General features: G+C 69.1%; 16 protein-coding genes, 4 tRNA genes and 1 pseudogene. 11 read left to right on the forward strand and 10 right to left on the reverse strand.

All coding sequences use genetic code 11. From position 1 onward, the window contains the following. Nucleotides 1-165: 165 nt before the first annotated feature. Both AC07FA_RS12610 and AC07FA_RS12615 read left to right on the forward strand, forming a co-directional pair. Nucleotides 166-1,629: a N,N-dimethylformamidase beta subunit family domain-containing protein gene (locus AC07FA_RS12610; protein ID WP_479075079.1), complete on the forward strand. Its 1,464-nt coding sequence runs from the start codon at nucleotides 166-168 to the stop codon at nucleotides 1,627-1,629. Nucleotides 1,630-1,734: 105 nt separating this feature from the next. Next, a complete protein-coding gene (locus tag AC07FA_RS12615) occupies nucleotides 1,735-2,649 on the forward strand; it encodes a phosphoribosylaminoimidazolesuccinocarboxamide synthase (protein ID WP_479075081.1) in 915 nt (304 codons plus the stop codon). 52 nt (nucleotides 2,650-2,701) lie between these two features. Here AC07FA_RS12615 and AC07FA_RS12620 read toward each other — a convergent pair. The 5 genes and pseudogenes from AC07FA_RS12620 to AC07FA_RS12640 all read right to left on the reverse strand — a co-directional run bounded on the left by AC07FA_RS12620 (nucleotide 2,702) and on the right by AC07FA_RS12640 (nucleotide 4,160). After that, nucleotides 2,702-2,777, reverse strand: a tRNA-Gly gene (locus AC07FA_RS12620). A 23-nt stretch (nucleotides 2,778-2,800) separates the two neighbouring features. Beyond that, nucleotides 2,801-3,388: pseudogene (locus tag AC07FA_RS12625) on the reverse strand (response regulator transcription factor). 59 nt (nucleotides 3,389-3,447) lie between these two features. Beyond that, a tRNA-Gly gene (locus tag AC07FA_RS12630) sits at nucleotides 3,448-3,520 on the reverse strand. 79 nt (nucleotides 3,521-3,599) lie between these two features. Then, nucleotides 3,600-3,671, reverse strand: a tRNA-Gly gene (locus AC07FA_RS12635). Nucleotides 3,672-3,824: 153 nt separating this feature from the next. After that, entirely contained in the window at nucleotides 3,825-4,160 is a 336-nt protein-coding gene (locus AC07FA_RS12640) for a histone-like nucleoid-structuring protein Lsr2 (RefSeq protein ID WP_479075083.1), read from the reverse strand. A gap of 375 nt (nucleotides 4,161-4,535) precedes the next feature. Between AC07FA_RS12640 and purS the strand changes: the two genes are divergently transcribed. From purS to purM, 7 genes are all read left to right on the forward strand, one after another. Next, nucleotides 4,536-4,787, forward strand: a complete 252-nt coding sequence (purS, locus tag AC07FA_RS12645) for a phosphoribosylformylglycinamidine synthase subunit PurS (protein ID WP_479075085.1) — start codon at nucleotides 4,536-4,538, stop codon at nucleotides 4,785-4,787. Then, nucleotides 4,784-5,464, forward strand: coding sequence for a phosphoribosylformylglycinamidine synthase subunit PurQ (gene purQ, locus AC07FA_RS12650; protein ID WP_479075087.1), 681 nt, complete (start codon nucleotides 4,784-4,786; stop codon nucleotides 5,462-5,464). The genes purS and purQ overlap by 4 nt, the downstream gene beginning before the upstream one ends. Continuing rightward, a complete protein-coding gene (purL, locus tag AC07FA_RS12655) occupies nucleotides 5,461-7,710 on the forward strand; it encodes a phosphoribosylformylglycinamidine synthase subunit PurL (RefSeq protein WP_479075089.1) in 2,250 nt (749 codons plus the stop codon). Before purQ ends, purL begins: the two co-directional genes overlap by 4 nt. Before the next feature lie 137 nt (nucleotides 7,711-7,847). Continuing rightward, nucleotides 7,848-8,648 (forward strand): maleylpyruvate isomerase family mycothiol-dependent enzyme, encoded by an 801-nt coding sequence (locus AC07FA_RS12660; RefSeq protein ID WP_479075091.1) that lies wholly within the window; start codon nucleotides 7,848-7,850, stop codon nucleotides 8,646-8,648. Between the two features lie 83 nt (nucleotides 8,649-8,731). Further along, on the forward strand, nucleotides 8,732-9,562 hold the full coding sequence (locus AC07FA_RS12665; protein WP_479075093.1) for an META domain-containing protein: 831 nt from the start codon (nucleotides 8,732-8,734) through the stop codon (nucleotides 9,560-9,562). A gap of 392 nt (nucleotides 9,563-9,954) precedes the next feature. Next, on the forward strand, nucleotides 9,955-11,481 hold the full coding sequence (gene purF, locus AC07FA_RS12670; protein WP_479075095.1) for an amidophosphoribosyltransferase: 1,527 nt from the start codon (nucleotides 9,955-9,957) through the stop codon (nucleotides 11,479-11,481). Nucleotides 11,482-11,541: 60 nt separating this feature from the next. After that, a complete protein-coding gene (gene purM / locus AC07FA_RS12675) occupies nucleotides 11,542-12,609 on the forward strand; it encodes a phosphoribosylformylglycinamidine cyclo-ligase (protein WP_479075097.1) in 1,068 nt (355 codons plus the stop codon). A gap of 134 nt (nucleotides 12,610-12,743) precedes the next feature. Here the strand turns inward: purM and AC07FA_RS12680 are convergent, their stop codons facing one another. Both AC07FA_RS12680 and AC07FA_RS12685 read right to left on the reverse strand, forming a co-directional pair. Further along, complete coding sequence (locus AC07FA_RS12680) at nucleotides 12,744-12,998, reverse strand: DUF3073 domain-containing protein (protein ID WP_479075098.1); 255 nt, start codon at nucleotides 12,996-12,998, stop codon at nucleotides 12,744-12,746. Nucleotides 12,999-13,300: 302 nt separating this feature from the next. Next, nucleotides 13,301-14,383 (reverse strand): Leu/Phe/Val dehydrogenase, encoded by a 1,083-nt coding sequence (locus tag AC07FA_RS12685; protein WP_479075100.1) that lies wholly within the window; start codon nucleotides 14,381-14,383, stop codon nucleotides 13,301-13,303. 177 nt (nucleotides 14,384-14,560) lie between these two features. Here AC07FA_RS12685 and AC07FA_RS12690 point away from each other — a divergent pair, with 177 nt between their 5' ends. Both AC07FA_RS12690 and bldC read left to right on the forward strand, forming a co-directional pair. Continuing rightward, complete coding sequence (locus tag AC07FA_RS12690; protein WP_479075101.1) at nucleotides 14,561-15,406, forward strand: DUF8083 family protein; 846 nt, start codon at nucleotides 14,561-14,563, stop codon at nucleotides 15,404-15,406. 630 nt (nucleotides 15,407-16,036) lie between these two features. Beyond that, on the forward strand, nucleotides 16,037-16,243 hold the full coding sequence (gene bldC, locus AC07FA_RS12695; RefSeq protein ID WP_003949541.1) for a developmental transcriptional regulator BldC: 207 nt from the start codon (nucleotides 16,037-16,039) through the stop codon (nucleotides 16,241-16,243). Between the two features lie 463 nt (nucleotides 16,244-16,706). On the opposite strand, the gene AC07FA_RS12700 is transcribed toward bldC, so the two are convergent. From AC07FA_RS12700 to hrpA, 3 genes are all read right to left on the reverse strand, one after another. Next, nucleotides 16,707-17,024 (reverse strand): DUF6274 family protein, encoded by a 318-nt coding sequence (locus tag AC07FA_RS12700; RefSeq protein ID WP_479075102.1) that lies wholly within the window; start codon nucleotides 17,022-17,024, stop codon nucleotides 16,707-16,709. Nucleotides 17,025-17,164: 140 nt separating this feature from the next. Then, a tRNA-Asp gene (locus tag AC07FA_RS12705) sits at nucleotides 17,165-17,239 on the reverse strand. Nucleotides 17,240-17,387: 148 nt separating this feature from the next. Beyond that, nucleotides 17,388-21,335 carry an ATP-dependent RNA helicase HrpA gene (hrpA, locus tag AC07FA_RS12710; RefSeq protein WP_479075103.1) on the reverse strand — a complete coding sequence of 1,316 codons (3,948 nt, stop codon included), beginning with the start codon at nucleotides 21,333-21,335 and terminating at the stop codon, nucleotides 17,388-17,390. Nucleotides 21,336-21,430 lie beyond the last annotated feature (95 nt).

Consider the following 21,430-nt stretch of genomic DNA (forward strand, 5'->3'; position numbering starts at 1 on the left):
CCACCTTCCTCACCTCCCGCCCCAACTACCCGGAATCCCAGGTTCCGTTCACGTCAATTCGCGACGAACGGTGACGGAGTGCATGCGTTATGTGATGTGCTGGGGGATCGGCGCTGACAATCGGCGCACCAGAGTTGTCCGGGGGACCCAAGGGAGGGAAGCGGTATGGGGGCGGAGCAGATTCGACGATGGGAGTCGGGTGCCCTCGCGCATGCCGTGAGCGATCCCTTCGGGCAGGGCCCCCTGCCCTGGCTGCGCGGCAGTGAGACCTACTTCGACGACACCGGCCAGGTCGTCCCCTGGTACGCGGACCCCGAGCTCGGCCGCGGCGGCACCGGCGGCGGCACCCGCACCGCCGATGACGTGCACCGGCAGATCAAGGGCTTCGTCTCGCCCGGCGCCGCGGCCCCCGGTGAGGCGATCGACTTCCACATCACGGTGGACCCGCCCCAGCAGTTCTCCGTCGATGTCTACCGGATCGGTCACTACGGCGGCGACGGCGCAGCCAAGATCACCACAAGCCCCCGGCTCTCCGGCATCGTCCAGCCGGCCCCGCTGGCCGCGGACCGCACGGTCTCCTGCCACCACTGGTGGCTCTCCTGGCGGCTCCAGATCCCCAGTTACTGGTCCGTCGGCGCGTACGTGGCCGTCCTCACCACCGCCGACGGCTACCGCTCCCACATCCCCTTCACGGTGCGCGACGACCATCCCGCCGACCTGCTTCTCCTGCTCCCGGACATCACATGGCAGGCGTACAACCTCTACCCGGAGGACGGCCGTACCGGCGCCAGCCTCTACCACGCCTGGGACGCACAGGGGCGGCTGCTCGGCGAGGAGGACGCGGCCGCCACCATCTCCTTCGACCGGCCGTACGCGGGCGCGGGACTGCCCCTCCACGTCGGGCACGCCTACGACTTCATCCGCTGGGCCGAGCGGTACGGCTACGACCTGGCGTACGCCGACGCCCGCGATCTCCACGCGGGACGCGTCGACCCCAGCCGCTACCGGGGCCTGGTCTTCCCCGGCCACGACGAGTACTGGTCGGTGCCGATGCGCCGGACCGCCGAGCGCGCACGGGACACCGGCACCTCGCTCGTCTTCCTCTCCGCCAACACCATGTACTGGCAGGTCGGCCTCTCCCCGTCCGCCTCCGGCGTCCCCGACCGCCTGCTCACCTGCCGCAAGCGCCGAGGACCGGGCAAGCCCGCCCTCTGGCGCGAGCTCGACCGCGCCGAACAGCAGCTCCTCGGCATCCAGTACGCGGGCCGGGTCCCCGAACCCCACCCGCTGGTCGTGCGGAACGCGGAGCACTGGCTCTGGGACGCGAGCGGCGCCACCGAGGGCGACGAGATCGACGGCCTGGTCGCGGGCGAGGCCGACCGCTACTTCCCCCGCACCACGCTCCCCGAGCACGAGAACCGCATCCTGCTCGCCCACTCGCCCTACCGGGACGGCGACGGAGCCCTCCGCCACCAGGAGACCTCCCTGTACCGGGCCCCGTCCGGAGCACTCGTCTTCGCCTCCGGCACCTTCGCCTGGTCCCCGGCCCTGGACCGCCCCGGCCATGTCGACCCCCGCGTCCAGCGCGCCACGGCCAACCTCCTCGACCGCATCTGCAAGCGCGACTGACCCTCCCGGGCACTTCCGCACCCATCTGGAGGCCCCGCCCCTCGTGGCTCCACCCTGATACGGGACAATCGGAACGACTCCTGGATCAACCTACGCGGAGGCAGCGTGTCCGGTTTCGTAGAAAAGCCCGAGCCCGTGCAGGTCCCGGGTCTCACCCACCTGCACACCGGCAAGGTGCGCGACCTGTACCGGAACGAGGCGGGCCACCTCGTCATGGTCGCCAGCGACCGTATGTCCGCGTACGACTGGGTCCTGCCCACCGAGATCCCCGACAAGGGCCGTGTCCTCACCCAGCTGTCGCTGTGGTGGTTCAGCCAGCTCGCCGATCTCGTACCGAACCACGTCCTGTCCACGGAGCTCCCCGCCGGAGCGCCCGCCGACTGGGCCGGCCGGACGCTGATCTGCACGTCGCTGCGCATGGTGCCCGTCGAGTGCGTCGCGCGCGGCTATCTGACCGGCTCCGGACTCGTCGAGTACAAGGCGTCCCGCACCGTCTGCGGCCTCGGTCTCCCCGAGGGCCTCGTGGACGGCTCCGAGCTGCCGGCCCCGATCTTCACGCCCGCCACCAAGGCGGCCGTCGGGGACCACGACGAGAACGTGAGTTACGAGGAAGTGGCCCGGGAGGTCGGTGCGGAGACGGCCGCCCTGCTGCGCCGCACGACGCTCGACGTATACGGCCGGGCCCGCGACATCGCGCGCGAGCGCGGGATCATCCTCGCCGACACGAAGTTCGAGTTCGGGTTCGCGACCAACAGCGAGGGCACGGACGAGCTGATCATCGGGGACGAGGTGCTGACCCCCGACTCCTCGCGGTTCTGGCCCGCCGAGACCTGGCAGCCGGGCAGGGCCCAGCCCTCGTACGACAAGCAGTTCGTGCGTGACTGGCTGACCTCGCCGGCCTCCGGCTGGGACCGCGCGAGCGAGCAGCCGCCCCCGGCCCTGCCGCAGCAGATCGTGGACGCCACCCGCGCCAAGTACATCGACGCCTACGAGCTGCTGACCGGCACCAACTGGTCGTAGCGCCCGCGGATACGAAGAAGGCCCCGGTCACGAGGACCGGGGCCTTCTTGCGTGGAGCGAACGACGAGGTTCGAACTCGCGACCTCAACCTTGGCAAGGTTGCGCTCTACCAGCTGAGCTACGTTCGCACTGCGCCGAAGCGCGGTGCCTACTATACCCATCCTCGCCGCCGGGTGAGACGCACGGCCGCATGAGGGTTCTCCGCACCGAGTGGGGAGACGGCCGACGGCAGGCAGTGGCGCACGGTCCCCTGCGACGGGGGGCCCGCTCCGCGATATCCGCGACGAGGGCTCCTCCTGCGGCCAGTTCCAGCACCTCGGCCTCCCGGCCGGTCAGCGGCGAGTCCCCGGCGGAGATCGCGTCGGCGGCCAACTCCGGCTCCACGTAACGGTTTCCGGCGTGGAGGGTACGGATGGTCTCGGTCGGCTTCCGGGCGCTGACCGTCTTCGGTACGAACGCCCGGGCGCCCGCCGCCCGCGCGCTTCAGGTGCCCCGGCCGGCCATGACTCGTCACGATCATGGTCCGGAAGCCGGCAGTTCCGCCCGCGGGGATGTGGCGACCTTCACACCGTCACCCCCCGGCATCTCCAGATCCAGCGCCGCGACGTCGGGCCGGCGCCCTCGTGAGGGCCTCGGGACCGGCCGCCGCCTCCGCGACCAGGAGGATGTCGTCATTCCGCGCGAGAAGTGCGGCCAGCAGTTCGGCGGTGAGGTCTTGCCCGCGCCGGACAAACGTCATGCGCCGATAACGGATACGACAAAGGCCCCGGTCGATATCGACCGGGGCCTTTGATCAAGAGCGGACGACCAGGTTCGAACTGGCGACCTCAACCTTGGCAAGGTTGCGCTCTACCAACTGAGCTACGTCCGCATTGCTACCACTCGGCTTTCACCGGTGGAGCGCTCACCACTCTACCTGATCCACTAAGTGGTCAGATAGTGCGATGCAGAGCGGGTGACAGGAATTGCACACTGCGCCTTCCCCCTGGAAGGGGGATGTTCTACTACTGAACTACACCCGCACGCTGCTCGGGGCCCGGCCTTTCGGCCTTGCCCTTCGGCGTGCTCCAGACTCTAGCCGACCTGCAGGGGTGTCGCGCAAGTCGGCTCCCCGCAGGTGTCGCGAGGAGAGTCCGGAGCGGGCGCCGACAGGACGGCTTCGGCGCCGGTGCCTCTCAACTGGCGGCGTGGAACGCCTCGTAGACCTTCTTGGGAATCCGGCCCCGGGCCGGCACCTCCATCCGGTGCGACCTGGCCCAGGCGCGGACCGCCGCCGGGTCGGGGGCGAGCGACGTGTGGTGGTACGACACGGGAGACTTGCCGTGCTTGCCGGCGTTTGTCTGCTTCCGGCCGGCCGCCATGTACGGCGCCAGCGTCTTGCGCAGTTTCTTTGCATTGACGGGATTGAGGTCGATCTCGTACGACTTCCCGTCCAGGGCGAAGGTGACCGTTTCCGCCGCTGTTCCCCCGTCGATGTCGTCGGAGAGCGTAACCACTACGCGCTGAGCCACGGATATCGGTCCTTTCCTACGGCATCGCCGCGTCTGACATGCGGTGACGCCGGCCTTCCGGCTGTCAGGCGGATGCGGATCGACTGGGTGTCGACTGTTCCGGGGGTGATGTCGCTTTCCCCCGGTAATCATTTGTACAGCGATGGGTGCCGCATTGTGAAGCCCAGTCAATTGCTTCAGCGTGTCCATGTGCAATCCGGTGAGGAGTTTTTTTCCAGGACTTTCCCTGCGTGTTGTCGCGGCCGATATCTCGGCGTGATCTGCGCCGAAGGATATCTACCCGCGTAGAATTTCTGGCCAGGTACGCTGAGTGGACCCGCGGGGGTCTGGGGAACCCCCCGGAGACACAGCCGCACCACACCACCGGGAGTGCCAGTGGCACGCGTCGTAGTCGACGTCATGCTCAAGCCGGAGATCCTCGACCCGCAGGGACAGGCTGTGCAGCGCGCACTGCCCCGTCTCGGCTTCGAGGGAATCGCGGACGTACGTCAGGGAAAGCGTTTCGAGCTCGAGGTCGAGGGGCCGGTCGACGCCGCAGCCCTCGCCCGCATTAACGAGCTCGCCGAGACCTTCCTCGCCAACACCGTCATCGAGGACTTCCTCGTGAAGGTGGAGGAGGAGAAGTGACCGCTCGTATCGGCGTCGTCACTTTTCCCGGCACCCTCGACGACCAGGACAGCCTGCGGGCCGTCCGGATCGCGGGCGCCGAACCCGTATCGCTCTGGCACCGCGACAAGGACCTGCACCAGGTCGACGCCGTGGTCCTGGCGGGGGGTTTCTCCTACGGCGACTATCTGCGGGCCGGAGCCATCTCCCGTTTCTCGCCGGTGATGGAGACCATCATCGAACAGGCGAAGGCGGGGATGCCGGTCCTCGGCATCTGCAACGGCTTCCAGATCCTGACCGAGGCACATCTGCTGCCCGGCGCCATGCTGCGCAACAACCACCTCCACTTCATCTGCCGTGACCAGAAGCTGAAGGTGGAGAACGCGGCGACCGCGTGGACCTCGGACTACACCGAGGGCCAGGAGATCTCCGTACCTCTGAAGAACGTGGACGGCCGGTACACCGCCGACGAGCGCACGCTCGACGAGCTGGAGGCCGAGGGCCGCGTCGCGTTCCGCTACCTGGACGTGAACCCGAACGGCTCGCTGCGCGACATCGCCGGCATCACGAACGCCGCGGGCAACGTCGTCGGTCTGATGCCGCACCCGGAGCACGCCGTCGAGCCGCTCATCGGAACCGGTCGCACCGACGGTCTCGGATTCTTCACCTCGATCATCAAGAAGCTGGTCAACGCATGAGCCTGGATACGGTCAAGCACGCGGCCGAGACCCCGGACACCGAGCAGCCCTGGAAGGAACTCGGACTCAAGGAGGACGAGTACGCGCGGATCCGCGAGATCCTGGGCCGCCGTCCCACCGGCGCCGAGCTCGCCATGTACTCCGTGATGTGGTCCGAGCACTGCTCGTACAAGAGCAGCAAGGTCCACCTCAAGCAGTTCGGCGAGAAGGTCCCCGACAACGACGCGATGCTCGTCGGCATCGGCGAGAACGCCGGTGTGGTCGACGTCGGCCAGGGGTACGCGGTCACCTTCAAGGTCGAGTCGCACAACCACCCCTCGTACATCGAGCCCTACCAGGGCGCGGCCACCGGCGTCGGCGGCATCGTCCGCGACATCCTCGCCATGGGTGCCCGCCCGGTCGCGGTCGTCGACCCGCTGCGCTTCGGTGCGGCCGACCACCCCGACACCAAGCGTGTGCTGCCCGGAGTCGTCGCGGGTATTGGCGGCTACGGCAACTGCCTCGGCCTGCCGAACATCGGCGGCGAGGTCGTCTTCGACGCCTGCTACCAGGGCAACCCGCTCGTCAACGCCGGCTGCATCGGCGTGATGAAGCACGAGGACATCCACCTGGCCCAGGCGTCCGGCCCCGGCAACAAGGTGATCCTGTACGGCGCCCGCACGGGCGGCGACGGCATCGGCGGCGTCTCCGTGCTGGCTTCGGAGACCTTCGAGTCGACCGGTCCCGCCAAGCGGCCGGCGGTCCAGGTCGGTGACCCGTTCCAGGAGAAGCTCCTCATCGAGTGCACCCTGGAGATCTTCAAGGAGAAGCTCGTCGCGGGCATCCAGGACCTCGGCGGCGCCGGGCTCTCCTGCGCCACCAGCGAGCTGGCCTCCGCGGGCTCCGGCGGCATGCGCGTCGAGCTGGACACCGTGCCGCTGCGCGACTCCTCCCTCTCGCCCGAGGAAATCCTCATGAGCGAGTCGCAGGAGCGCATGTGCGCGATCGTCGAGCCGCAGCACGTCGACCGCTTCATGGAGATCTGCGAGAAGTGGGACGTCATCGCCACCGTCATCGGTGAGGTGACCGAGGGCTCGCAGCTGGAGATCTTCTGGCACGGCGAGCAGATCGTGGACGTACCGCCGCGGTCCGTCGCCCACGAGGGCCCGACCTACCACCGCCCGTTCGCCCGCCCGTCCTGGCAGGACGCGCTCCAGGCCGACGACGCCGGCCTGCTGGCCCGTCCGGCCGACGGCGCCGAGCTGCGCGAGCAGGTCCTCAAGCTGGTCGCTTCCCCGAACCAGGCGTCCAAGTCCTGGATCACCGACCAGTACGACCGCTTCGTGCAGGGCAACACCGTGCTGGCGATGCCCGAGGACGCGGGCATGGTCCGGATCGACGAGAAGTCGAACCTGGGCGTGGCCATGGCGACCGACGGCAACGGCCGGTACGCGAAGCTCGACCCGTACACGGGTGCGCAGCTCGCGCTGGCGGAGTCGTACCGCAACGTCGCCGCCTCCGGTGCCAAGCCGCTCGCGATCTCGGACTGCCTGAACTTCGGTTCGCCCGAGGACCCGGACGTCATGTGGCAGTTCGCGGAGGCCACCCGTGGTCTCGCGGACGGCTGCCTGGAGCTCGGCACCCCGGTCACCGGCGGCAACGTGTCGCTGTACAACCAGACCGGTGAGACGGCGATCCACCCGACGCCGGTCGTGGCCGTGCTCGGTGTGATCGACGACGTCACGCGGCGTACGCCGGTCGCCTTCGCGGAAGAGGGCCAGCTCCTCTACCTGCTGGGTGACACGCACGAGGAGTTCGGCGGCTCGGCCTGGTCCGAGGTCATCCACCAGCACCTCGGCGGCATGCCGCCCAAGGTCGACCTGGGCCGCGAGAAGCTGCTCGGCGAGATCCTGATCTCGGCGTCCCGCGACGGCATGATCGACGCGGCGCACGACCTCTCGGACGGCGGTCTGATCCAGGCGGTCACCGAGTCCTGCCTGCGCGGCGGCAAGGGCGCACGGCTCGTCGTGCCGGACGGCCTCGACGCGTTCACCTTCCTCTTCTCCGAGTCGGCGGGGCGTGCGATCGTCTCGATCCCGCGCAGCGAGGAGCTCCGTTTCAACGACATGTGCGGTGCGCGGGGCCTGCCCGTGACCCGGATCGGTGTCGTGGACGGCGAGGAGATCGAGGTGCAGGGCGAGTTCAGCATTCCGCTGAGCGAGCTGCGCACGGCCCACGAGGCCGTCATCCCGGCGCTGTTCGGCTGATCCAGGCCGGTCACGTTTCTCCGAAGCCCCCGCCCAATCGTCCGGGCGGGGGCTTCGCCGTTGCGCCGGCCAGCGGGCGCAATGGCTGCGAGCCGGCCCTCCGGGCATTGTCGTAGCCGCCGGTTACGCTCGCCCGTATGCCTCCGGCCAAGAAGCGCTTGCGCACGTACGACGCCACGAAGACCCGGGCCGCTGTCCTGGCCCAGTTCGCCCATGTCCGGGAAGCCGTCCGCGTCCTGACGCCCGAGCAGCTCGCGCTCCCGACCCGGCTGGGGGACTGGACCGTACGGGAGCTCGCCGCACACCTCACGATGGCGCTCTCCCGCGTCACCACCGCTGTGGAACATCCGGAGCCGGCCGGTCCGAAGGCCGGTCTCGCCCTGCTGGAGTGGCCGTTCTCCACTGCGGGGCGGGCGGAGCGCATCGCCGACGACACCCGGGCCCTGGCCGCAGCCCATCCCGACCTCGACGCACTCTACGAGGAGGTCCGCGACCGCTTCGAGGAGCTGGTGCCCGCCGTCCCGGGGGACCGGCTGGTGCCGACCCGGGCCGGGACGATCCGGCTCGGTGACTTCCTGGTCACCCGCACCGTCGAGCTGGTCGCGCACACCGACGATCTGAACGCGGCGACCGGTCTGGACATCCCGTACGACCGCCAGGCGCTGGCCGCCTGCACCCGGTTGCTCGCCGACGCACTCGCGGACAAGGCGCCCGGCGGTTCGGTCGAGGTACGTATCCCGCCGTTCGCCGTCGTCCAGTGCATCGGCGGACCCAAGCACACCCGTGGCACACCGCCCAACGTCGTCGAGACCGGTCCGCTCGTCTGGACCCGGCTCGCCACCGGCCGCGTCCGCTGGGCGGACGCGCTGGAAGCGGCCGAGGTCAGCGCGAGCGGAGAGCGTGCCGATCTCGCGGAGCTGCTGCCGCTGATGAGCTGAACCCGCTGTCGCCGATGAGCTGAACCTGCTGTCGCCGATGAGCCGGGGGGAACCGGATCGCCACCCCGATCCGTCCCAGGTCCATGCGCACACAACGTATGGCTGTCAGCGTCCTGGCCCTCCTCACCCTCGCCGCCTGCGGTACGGAGTCGGGTTCCGGAGCCGGCTCCGGCACGGGAACCGGCGACGGCAGCGGCAGGGTGCGCACCGACCTTCCCGTCACGGACGTTCGCTGGAGCGTCGAGTCCCTGACCGTCGACGGGAAGCGGTCCACCGCACCGGCCGACGCCCACGTCACGATCGGCCCCAAGGGCAAAGCCACCGGAAACCTCGGCTGCAACCACTACACCGCCGACGCCCGCGTCGAGGGCGCCACCCTGACCCTCGGGCCGGGCGTCACCACCGAGATGGCGTGCGAGAAGGACGTGCAGGACTTCGAGAACGCCCTGTCCCGCGCGTTCACGGGCACCCTCAAGGCCGCCGTGGTGAACAAGACCCTCACCCTGACGACGGCCGAGGGGGACACGGTCACCCTCACGTCGGAGCCCCCGGCCCCGCTCGCCGGCACCACCTGGACCGTCACCACCCTGACCGACAAGGACACCGCGACCTCCCTGCCCGCCGACACCCGGGACAAGGCACCCCGCCTGACCTTCGGCAAGGACGGCACGGTGGAGGGCAACCTCGGCTGCAACGGTTTCCACGGCAAGGCGACGGTGTCCGGCTCGTCGATCACCTTCGGACCGCTCGCCTCCACCCGCAAGATGTGCGGCGACGCCGAGATGGACGTCGAACGGGCCATGCTCGCCGTCCTGCGCGGGAAGACGGCGTACACGATCGACCACCACGCACTGTCCCTCACCGCGGAGAACGGCAAGGGGCTCGCCGCCTCCGCTCCCAAGACCGGGAAGTAGACGCGGTCCTCACGGCCGGTGCCTTCGGAAACCGCTCCGCCGAGGGCGCTCCGACCGCGCCGGCAGTGTGAGGCTCACCACGAAACGAGCGTTCGGCCAGCGGCTTTTCCGGGGTTCCCCGGATCACCGAGCGCCACGACGCGGGTGACGCCTCGCCCTGCGGCCCATGGCCTGAACCGATCGGTAACACGCCGCCAATCCGGGCGCCTGCCGCCCAAAGCGCGCAGACGGCCCCTCCGGCCACCCCGCGCCGGTCACACGGTGTGATCATTCGGGGGCGCGTGGAGGGCTTGTCCGGGGCCCCCTTCGCGTACGCCCGCAGTACCCGGGGAACCCCGGTGCGGCAGCCATCGAATTCGGACCGGTGGTCGATCTCGCCTACACTCGGTGGTGTGCCTCGTGGTGATGGACGACTCAACCACGACCTGCTCCCCGGAGAGAAAGGCCCCCAGGACGCTTGTGGCGTCTTCGGTGTCTGGGCTCCGGGTGAAGAGGTCGCCAAGCTCACCTATTTCGGACTGTATGCCCTGCAGCACCGTGGACAGGAGTCCGCGGGCATCGCAGTGAGCAACGGGTCCCAGATCCTGGTCTTCAAGGACATGGGACTGGTCTCGCAGGTCTTCGACGAAACGTCTCTGGGATCTCTCCAGGGCCATATCGCGGTCGGTCATGCCCGCTACTCCACCACCGGTGCCTCGGTGTGGGAGAACGCGCAGCCGACGTTCCGTGCCACCGCGCACGGCTCGATCGCCCTGGGTCACAACGGCAATCTGGTCAACACGGCCCAGCTCGCGGAGATGGTCGCCGACCTGCCCCGCAAGGACGGCCGCGCCACCCAGGTCGCCGCGACCAACGACACCGATCTCGTGACCGCGCTGCTCGCCGGCCAGACCGATGACGACGACAAGCCGCTCACCATCGAGGAAGCCGCCACCAAGGTGCTTCCCGAGGTGAAGGGCGCGTTCTCGCTCGTCTTCATGGACGAGCACACGCTCTACGCCGCCCGCGACCCGCAGGGCATCCGCCCGCTGGTCCTCGGACGCCTGGAGCGCGGCTGGGTGGTGGCCTCCGAGTCCGCCGCCCTCGACATCTGCGGCGCCAGCTTCGTCCGTGAGGTCGAGCCGGGCGAGCTGATCGCCATCGACGAGAACGGCCTGCGCACCTCCCGCTTTGCGGAAGCGAAGCCCAAGGGCTGTGTCTTCGAGTACGTCTACCTGGCCCGCCCCGACACCGACATCGCCGGGCGGAACGTCTACCTCTCCCGTGTGGAGATGGGCCGCAAACTGGCCGCGGAAGCCCCGGCCGACGCGGATCTGGTCATAGCGACTCCGGAATCCGGCACTCCCGCCGCGATCGGATACGCCGAAGCCAGCGGAATCCCGTTCGGCGCCGGTCTGGTCAAGAACGCGTACGTCGGCCGGACCTTCATCCAGCCGTCCCAGACCATCCGCCAGCTGGGGATCCGGCTCAAGCTGAACCCGCTCAAGGAAGTCATCAAGGGCAAGCGCCTGGTGGTCGTCGACGACTCGATCGTCCGCGGCAACACCCAGCGCGCACTGGTCCGGATGCTCCGCGAAGCCGGTGCCGCCGAGATCCACATCCGGATCTCCTCCCCGCCGGTCAAGTGGCCCTGCTTCTTCGGCATCGACTTCGCGACCCGCGCCGAGCTGATCGCCAACGGCATGACGGTCGACGAGATCGCCACCTCGATGGGTGCCGACTCGCTCTCGTACATCTCGCTCGACGCGATGGTCGAGGCGACGACGATCGCCAAGCCGAATCTCTGCCGCGCCTGCTTCGACGGTGAATACCCGATGGAGCTCCCGGACCCGGAGCTGCTCGGCAAGCAGCTGCTGGAGACCGAGCTGGCGGCCGGCCCTGCCGCGACCGCGGCGGCCGACGCGCTGCGTCGTCCGTGACCCGGAACGACCGGCGCTTCCCCCACCAGCCCCGTATTTCCACACGAAAGATCCCAGGCAATGTCTGAGACAACAGGTGCTTCCTACGCGGCAGCGGGCGTCGACATCGAAGCCGGTGACCGTGCCGTCGAGCTGATGAAGGAGTGGGTGAAGAAGACGAAGCGTCCCGAGGTCCTGGGCGGCCTCGGTGGATTCGCCGGCCTCTTCGACGCCTCGGCGCTCAAGCGTTACGAGCGTCCGCTGCTCGCCTCCGCGACCGACGGCGTCGGTACGAAGGTGGACCTCGCCCGCCAGATGGGCGTGTACGACACCATCGGCCACGACCTCGTCGGCATGGTCGTCGACGACCTGGTCGTCTGTGGTGCCGAGCCGCTCTTCATGACCGACTACATCTGCGTCGGCAAGGTGCATCCCGAGCGTGTCGCGGCCATCGTGAAGGGCATCGCCGAAGGCTGTGTCCTCGCGGGCTGCGCCCTGGTCGGCGGCGAGACCGCCGAGCACCCGGGTCTCCTCGGCCCCGACGACTTCGATGTGGCGGGCGCCGGTACGGGCGTGGTCGAGGCCGAGCACCTGCTCGGCCCGGACCGTATCCGTAAGGGGGACGCGGTCATCGCGATGGCGTCCTCCGGTCTTCACTCCAACGGGTACTCGCTGGTCCGGCACGTGGTCTTCGACCGCGCCGGCTGGTCGCTGGACCGCCAGGTCGAGGAGTTCGGCCGGACGCTCGGCGAGGAGCTCCTGGAGCCCACCAAGATCTACTCGCTGGACTGCCTGGCCCTGACCCGCACGACCGAGGTGCACGGCTTCAGCCACGTCACGGGCGGCGGCCTGGCCAACAACCTGGCCCGGGTCGTCCCGGACACGCTGCACGCCACCGTGGACCGCTCCACGTGGGTGCCCGGCGCGGTCTTCGACCTGGTCGGCAAGGCCGGACAGGTCGAGCGGCTGGAGCTGGAGAAGACGCTCAACATGGGTGTCGGCATGATCGCGATCGTCCCCGCCGATTCCGTGGACGCCGCCCTGACCACCCTGGCCGACCGAGGGGTCGAGTCATGGGTCGCCGGTGAGATCACCGACCGGGGCGCGCACACCTCGGGCGCCGAGCTCGTGGGCGACTACGCGAAGTAGGCAGGACGGGGCGGGTCACCGGGATCGTCCGGTGACCCGCCCCGACTCTCCGTCGCAGACCGGCCCGGCGTCACCAGGGCAGCACAAAACCCGGTCCGAGCAAGCCCGGACCGGGTTGTTGTGTCAGCGCGAGGTCAAGCGCCGCGGCGCTGTGACGAGGGACCGGACTGATCGTCCTCGTCCTCGTCCGCGTCGTTGTACTGCTCCGCGTACTGTGCGTACGGGTCATCTTCCTCGTCGTCGTCCTCGAACGGCTCAGCGTTCGGTGGCTGACTCGAAGGTGATGCGCCCAGCTCATTGGCCAGACGCGACAGGTCAGTCCCGCCGCTGCTGTACTTCAGCTGACGGGCGACCTTGGTCTGCTTGGCCTTTGCCCGGCCGCGCCCCATGGCTCGACCCCCTCGGTGACGGGGCTCGACGGCCCCAGAGTCTTGACACGCGTTCATGTTTCAGGACGGACTCCCGGCTGAGAGACCGCGCCTGTAGGGCTTTAACGGTACCTGCTTCCGCGGCCATACGGTACGCCGCCCGCATGAAGCACCCCGGTACCGACCCGGCGAGGAGCCCCGTCCCCGCTGGTCAACTGCGATTTTAACCTCTTCTGAGCGGCCGACCCGCCGACCGGCGTGAGTCTTGTCTCGCCGGTCGGCGGGCCGTGTCCGGTGACGGGTCCCGCAGATCCCGTCACCGGTCAGCGACGGCGTGCTTCGGCCATCCGCTGTTCGGCGATCCGGTCGGCGGCCGCGGCCGGCGGAATTCCGTCCGCCTTCGCACGTGCGAATATGGCCAGCGTGGTGTCGAAGATCTTCGTCGCCTTCGCCTTGCACCGGTCGAAGTCGAAGCCGTGGAGCTCGTCGGCGACCTGGATCACGCCACCGGCGTTCACCACGTAGTCGGGTGCGTACAGGATCGAGCGGTCGGCCAGATCCTTCTCCACGCCCGGGTGTGCGAGCTGGTTGTTGGCGGCGCCGCACACCACCTTCGCGGTGAGCACCGGCACGGTGTCGTCGTCGAGCGCTCCGCCGAGTGCGCACGGGGCGTAGATGTCCAGGCCCTCGGTACGGATCAGCTCGTCGGTGTCCGCGGCCACGGTGACCTCCGGGTGCAGGTCGGTGATCCGGCGTACCGACTCCTCCCGTACGTCCGTGATGACGACGACGGCACCGTCGGCTAGCAGGTGCTCGACGAGGTGGTGACCGACCTTGCCGACGCCGGCGACGCCGACCTTCCGGCCGCGCAGGGTCGGGTCGCCCCACAGGTGCTGGGCGGAGGCCCGCATGCCCTGGAAGACACCGAAGGCGGTGAGCACGGAGGAGTCCCCGGCGCCGCCGTTCTCGGGGGAGCGGCCGGTGGTCCAGCGGCACTCACGGGCGACGACGTCCATGTCCGCGACATACGTGCCGACGTCGCAGGCCGTCACGTAGCGCCCGCCGAGGGAGGCGACGAACCGGCCGTAGGCCAGCAGCAGTTCCTCCGACTTGATCGTGTCCGGGTCCCCGATGATGACGGCCTTGCCGCCACCGTGGTCGAGGCCGGCCATGGCGTTCTTGTACGACATGCCCCGCGCCAGGTTCAGCGCATCCGCGACGGCCTCCTCCTCGGAGGCGTACGGATAGAAGCGGGTGCCGCCGAGGGCGGGGCCCAGGGCGGTGGAGTGGATGGCGATGACGGCCTTGAGGCCGCTGGCACGGTCCTGGCAGAGCACGACTTGTTCGTGGCCCCCCTGATCCGAGTGGAACAGGGTGTGCAGGACGCCGTCGGTCACATCGGTCACTGTGGTGACTCCCAAGTACGAAGCGGCGGAAAGGCCCTCCTGAAGGTGGGGAGGGCCCCGGGCCGACCGGCACGGTCGGCCCGACTGGGCAAGAGCGTAAGTCCTCCGCGTACGGAGATCTGTGCCGGTGCCGAGGATCACCCCCTCGCGGAGTACGGGCGTGACACGATTCGGCGCATGTCGGTGGTGTCTTCAGTGCTCGTCCCTTACTCGTCCTACCTGCGGGTGTACGAGCCGCTCGCCGCCTTTCCCGGGCCCGAACGGGCCCACTGGGCCCGGTACGCGGAGCGTTCCGCCTTCCCCACGGCCCAGGACGAACTGCGTCGTTCGCTCGCCGACTTGGCGGCCACCCCGCCGGTCGGGGTGCCCGTCCACGAGAGCGCGGACGCGTTCGTCGCCGAGGTGGACGGGGTGGTGTGCGTCTGTCCGTGGCGGACCCGGCTGCGGGGATGGCTGGCGCTGGAGGAACTTGAGGGGATGTTTCCGGCCACGGTGTTCGACGCGGTGCTGCCCCCGGTCGTGCGGGGTCAGGCGCTCACCGATTACGAGCGGTGGCGGGAGCGGAATCCGGACGCCCGGCCGTGGATCAGGACGGCGGTATGGCAGGTTCCGGTGCGCTGGTTCGTGCTCTTCGCGGACGAGGAGCGTGAGTACGAGGCGGCGGGCGAGGGCGGCGGAGCGCCGGTGCTGCGCTACCGGACCCCGATGGTGCAGGCGCGGCGCCGGCTGGCGCGGGCGCTGAAGACCCTGCGGGAGACGGTCGACGAAGGGCCGCTGACCGAGGGCCTGGTGGACGTCGGCCGCTGGCTGGAGGAGTTCCATCCGCGCGCGCTCGTCGAGCTCGACTACGGGGGGCTGGTCCACGCGCTGCCGGCGGAGCACCTGGAGGGTGACCGTTCGGCGGCGGATGTGACCGAGGGCATCGCGGCGCTGCGGGCCGGCGACAGCGAAGGGGCGAGCACGGCGTACGCGCGTCTCGCCGAGCGCTGGCGGGCGGTGCGGGACCGTCAGTTCGCCAACTGACGCGAAACCTCCCAGGCATAGGCAATCGGTGCAGAGGCGCATCAACCGGCGCAGAGGTGTGCGAGCCGGAGCGCATCCACGCTTTTGTAGTGCGCCGAGGCGCGCGCCGGTGAGCTGACGAAGCGTGAAAGTGCGTCCTGTGTGACCTGTGTGACCTGTGGGGCGGGGGAGTACGCGGCGGAGCTCAGGACCTACGTCCTGAACCGGGCCTTTGCCTCAAGCGTGACGGATAGCACTAACGGCGCCCTTGCGCCGATCCCCACTCCTCGTGCCAAAATAGGACAAGGAGTCCGGGGAGGACTCCTTCCGTCTAACTATGGGCGGAAAGCTCGGTATTGCACTCTATGGGGGGTCTGGTGACTCCTGATCGCTCTGTGACTGATCGTCACTGTGGCGTGACTGTCCGCTATGGCATGGTCCATCGGCTTCCGTCGCTGATGAACACCTGGGAGGGCAATTCCATCGGTTTGGCCGACGCGGCTGGACGGATGGTGTAGTTGTAGTGCCGAGGACAAGCCGTTCGTCCTATAACCGACTCGGCCCGCGTCCGCCATTTCGGGCAACGCGGGTCAAGGTGCAGAATTTAGAGGAAAGAACCGAGATGGTTCGGTTCTCCCGAGGAGGCCGCTCATGACCGCTCGCACCCCTGATGCCGAGCCGCTGCTGACCCCGGCTGAGGTTGCCACGATGTTCCGCGTGGACCCGAAGACGGTCACCCGTTGGGCGAAGGCAGGCAAGCTCACGTCCATCCGCACGCTCGGTGGACATCGCCGGTACCGCGAGGCAGAGGTCCGCGCACTGCTTGCGGGTATTCCGCAGCAGCGCAGCGAGGCCTGACACACCCCTGTCGCGCCATAACAGGGCACTTCCGGGTCCCCCAACCCCACGTGCCCACCCATAGCTCCACATGACGGACGCCTGCCCCAACGGGCGTCATACCTATGCAATACGGGTACGTCACCCGATCGCGCTGGACTCCGCCGGGTCCAGCGCGATTTTTTTATGCCCGAACGGCCGGCGGCGGGGCCGTGTGCGGGCCGCTGCGCCGGGCTGTTCGCCGACCGTGGACGGAGCTGTCCGGGGCCCTGTGCGGGCCTCCTGGCGCTTCCGGGTCGACCTCCGTGGGACGGTCGCGGGCGCGTTGCGTGAGGGGTGCAATTGCACATATTAAATTCGCCAGTTGTAAGAAGGGGGTAAAGCCACCCCTTCCAGAAACTCGTTCGGTGACACCCGTCACACCGGCCGAGACTTGCCAACATCCAGCCTGCCACTCACCGGAGGCGGGCGGAGCGGCCAAAGGTCATGTCCTGGCGGGACTTTCGCCCTCGCTCTGCCCGGTGGCCCGCCGCGGCCCCGGGGGGCCGTCGGGGGCGGTCGCGCCGTCGTCCGGCACTTCGGAGCTCTCGGTGCCCCCGGAGGGGCGCTCGGGGCCCTCGGGAGGGCGGGAGGGGTCCCGGAGGGCGTCGGACGCCCGTGGGGCCGCTGTGGGCTCCAGGGCGAGGCGCAGCAGCCGGTGGCAGATCGGGCAGTGCCGGGTGAGGTGTTTGTAGCCGGACGCCGCCGCCAGGTGGGCGCGCAGCAGCGCACGGGTTTCGTGCCGTGCCGTGGGCGCAGACATACGTGCCACCTCCCGGTGGGCCGCGCGGCCCCTCGCCGAGGGAAACAGGGGCAGCCTCTGCTCTACGGGTTACCCGGGGCGGATGCCGCAGTCAAGACGCACGAAAGCCCGGATCAGAAGATCCGGGCTTTCGTTTCTTGCGGTCCTGACGGGATTTGAACCCGCGGCCTCCACCTTGACAGGGTGGCGAGCACTCCAAACTGCTCCACAGGACCAGGTTTTCGCGGCTGCCTTGCGGCTGGCTGCGAAACCAGACTGTACAGGAGGCGGGAGGGTGCGGTCGAACTCACCCAGGGTGGCGCTCCCGTTACGGGCGGACGCCCCCTCCGGTGCCCCCTCCGGCGGGCCGTGCGGCCCGCCGGATCAGGGTGCCGCGGCGTCGATCGCCTTGATGATCCGCTTGTCCGAGACGGGCTGCGCCGTGCCCAGGGCGTGCGCGAAGTAGCTGACCCGCAGCTCCTCGATCATCCAGCGGATGTCCAGCACCTCCTGGGGCACCGGCCGCCCCTGCGGCAGCTGCTCCAGCAGCCAGGCGTACTCGTCCTGCATCTCGTGGACCTTCTCCATGCGCGTGGTGTCGCGCTGGACGTTCGTCGGCATCTGCTGGAGCCTGCGGTCCTCGGCGACCAGATAGCGCATCAGGTCGGGCAGCCTGCGCAGCCCCGTCGCGGTGACGAACCCCGGCGGTACGAGGCGGGCGAGGTGCTCCCGTACGTCCGTGACGTTGTTGATCAGGACCAGGCTGCTGGTGGCCTTCAGCCGGCGCTCGCACGCCTGCCAGGCCGCCAGGATCTGCTGCACCTGCCCGACCGTGCGGACCGTCAGGTCCACGAGATCGGCGCGCACCTTGTCGTACAGCTTCCGGAACGACTCCTCGTCCCAGGCGGGGCCGCCGTGCGCGGCGATCAGCCGGTCCGCGGCCGCCGTGGCGCAGTCGTCGAACAGGGCCTGGATGGAGCCGTGCGGATTGCGGGAGAGGGCCAGCTTCTGCTGGTTGGTGAGCTTGTCCGAGGCGAATTTGGCGGGGTTCACCGGGATGTTGAGCAGGATCAGCTTCCGGGTGCCGCGCCACATCGCCTGCTGCTGCTCGGCCTCGGTGTCGAAGAGCCGTACGGCCACGGTCTCGCCCTGGTCGACGAGGGCCGGGTACGCCTTCACCGGCTGGCCGGCCCTGCGGGTCTCGAAGACCCGGTTCAGGGTGCCGATCGTCCAGTCGGTGAGGCCCGAACGCTCGATGGACTCGCCCGTGGGCCCCGCGGTGGCCGCGGCGGCCTTGGAGAGCGCCTGGCGGGCCTTGGGGCGCAGCTGGAGCTTCAGCGCGTCCAGGTCCTTGTCCTCGGCCACCGTGCGGCGCCGCTCGTCGGTGATCCGGAAGGTGATCTTCAGGTGGTCCGGGACCCGGGCCAGGTCGAAGTCGTCGGCCTTCACCGGGACGCCGACCATCCGCTGGAGCTCCCGGGCCAGCGTGAACGGCAACGGCTCCTGGAGCGGCACCGCCCGGTCCAGGAACTTGCCCGCGTAGTCCGGAGCGGGCACGTAGTGCCGGCGGATCGGCTTGGGCAGCGAACGGATCAGCTCCGTGACCACGTCCTGGCGCAGGCCCGGGATCTGCCAGTCGAAGCCCTCGGACGTGACCTGGTTGAGGACCTGGAGCGGGATGTGGACGGTCACACCGTCGGCGTCCGCGCCGGGCTCGAACTGGTACGTCACCCGGAACTTGAGCTTCCCCTGGCGCCAGGAGTCCGGGTAGTCGTCCTTGGTGACGGTCCCGGCCTTCTCGTTGATGAGCATCGAGCGCTCGAAGTCGAGCGCGTCCGGCTCGTCCTGCCGCTTGTGCTTCCACCAGGAGTCGAAGTGGGCACCGGAGACGATGTGCTCGGGGATGCGCTGATCGTAGAAATCGAAGAGCGTCTCGTCGTCCACGAGGATGTCGCGGCGCCGGGCGCGGTGCTCCAACTCCTCGACCTCGCCCAGGAGTTTGCGGTTGTCATGGAAGAACTGGTGGTGCGTGCGCCAGTCGCCCTCGACCAGTGCGCTGCGGATGAAGAGCTCGCGCGAGGCCTCTTGGTCGATACGGCCGAAATTAATCTTGCGCTGGGCGACGATGGGAACCCCGTACAGCGTCACCCGCTCGTACGCCATGACCGCCGCCTGGTCCTTCTCCCAGTGCGGTTCGCTGTAGGTGCGCTTCAGCAGATGTCCGGCGAGCGGTTCGATCCACTCCGGCTCGACCTTCGCGTTGACCCGGGCCCACAGCCGGGACGTCTCGACCAGCTCGGCCGACATGACGAACCGCGGCTGCTTCTTGAACAGCGCCGAGCCCGGGAAGATCGCGAACTTGGCGTTGCGCGCGCCCACGTACTCGTTCTTCTCGGTGTCCTTCAGCCCGATGTGCGACAGCAGGCCCGCGAGGAGCGAGGTGTGCACCGCCTGCTCCGGGGCGTCGGCGCCCGTCGGGGACTCCTTCACCTCGATGCCCATCTGCTTGGCCACCGTACGCAGTTGGGCGTAGATGTCCTGCCACTCGCGGATGCGCAGGAAGTTCAGGTACTCCTGCTTGCACATCCGGCGGAAGCTGGAGGAGCCGCGCTCCTTCTGCTGCTCGCGGATGTAACGCCACATGTTCAGGAACGCCAGGAAGTCCGAGGTCTCGTCCTTGAACCTGGCGTGGTGCTGGTCGGCCTGCGTCTGCTTCTCCGCGGGCCGCTCACGCGGGTCCTGGATGGAGAGCGCGGCGGCGATCACCATGACCTCGCGCGCGCAGCCGTTGCGCTCGGCCTCGATGACCATGCGGGCCAGACGCGGGTCGACGGGCAGCTGGGAGAGCTTGCGTCCCAGGGGCGTGAGCCGCTGCCCCCGCTTCCCCTCCTGGGGGGACTTCTCGCCCAGCTCCAGCGCACCGAGCTCCTGGAGCAGCTGCACACCGTCACGGATGTTGCGGTGGTCCGGCGGGTCGATGAACGGGAACTTCTCGATGTCGCCCAGCCCGGCCGCGGCCATCTGAAGGATGACGGAGGCCAGATTCGTACGGAGGATCTCGGGGTCCGTGAACTCCGGCCGGGTCAGGAAGTCGTCCTCGGAGTACAGCCGGATGCAGATGCCGTCCGACGTACGGCCGCAGCGGCCCTTGCGCTGGTTGGCGCTGGCCTGCGAGATCCGCTCGATCGGCAGCCGCTGGACCTTCGTGCGGTGGCTGTAGCGGGAGATACGGGCGTTGCCCGGGTCGATCACGTACTTGATGCCGGGGACCGTCAGCGAGGTCTCGGCGACGTTCGTCGCGAGAACGATCCTGCGGCCGGTGTGGCGCTGGAACACGCGGTGCTGCTCGGCGTGCGAAAGGCGGGCGTAGAGGGGGAGCACCTCGGTGTGTCTGAGGTTGCGCTTGTTCAGCGCGTCCGCCGTGTCGCGGATCTCCCGCTCGCCGGAGAGGAAGACGAGGACGTCCCCGTGCGCCTCCGACCCGAGCTCGTCGACGGCGTCGCAGATCGCGGTGATCTGGTCGCGGTCGGAGTCCTCGCCCTCTTCTTCGAGGAGCGGCCGGTAGCGGACCTCCACGGGATACGTACGTCCCGAGACCTCGACGATCGGCGCCTCACCGAAATGCCGCGCGAAGCGTTCCGGGTCGATGGTCGCCGAGGTGATGACGACCTTCAGATCCGGGCGCTTGGGCAGCAGCCTGGCCAGATAGCCCAGCAGGAAGTCGATGTTCAGCGACCGCTCGTGCGCCTCGTCGATGATGATCGTGTCGTACGCCAGCAGCTCGCGGTCCGTCTGGATCTCCGCCAGCAGGATGCCGTCCGTCATCAGCTTCACGAAGGTCGCCTCGGGGTTCACCTGATCGGTGAACCGGACCTTCCAGCCGACGGCCTCGCCGAGCGGCGTGTCCAGCTCCTCGGCGATGCGTTCCGCGACCGTGCGGGCCGCGATCCGGCGGGGCTGGGTGTGCCCGATCATGCCCCGGACGCCGCGCCCCAGCTCCATACAGATCTTGGGGATCTGCGTGGTCTTCCCGGAGCCGGTCTCACCCGCGACGATCACGACCTGGTGGTCGCGTATCGCCTCCAGGATCTCGTCCTTCTTCTGGCTGACGGGAAGCTGCTCCGGATACGACAGAGCGGGCATCCGAGAGGCACGCCCCGCGAGCCGCTCGGCCGCCTTCCCGGCCTCGGCGGCGATCTCGTCCAGCACGGACTGTCGGGCCTCGGGCTTACGGATGCGGCGCGCACCCTCGAGGCGCCGGCCGAGCCGGTTCGCGTCGCGGAGTGAGAGCTGTCCGAGCTGTGACTGGAGATCGGCGAAGGAAGTAGACATACGGGTCCCAGGATCGCACCCGGGCCCGAGGAGTGGCGAACGCATTTCGCGCGGTCTCCGTCACGCCCTCCGTGACCGCGGGGTGGGGCCGCATC

This window comes from Streptomyces sp. NPDC045968, assembly GCF_056430475.1.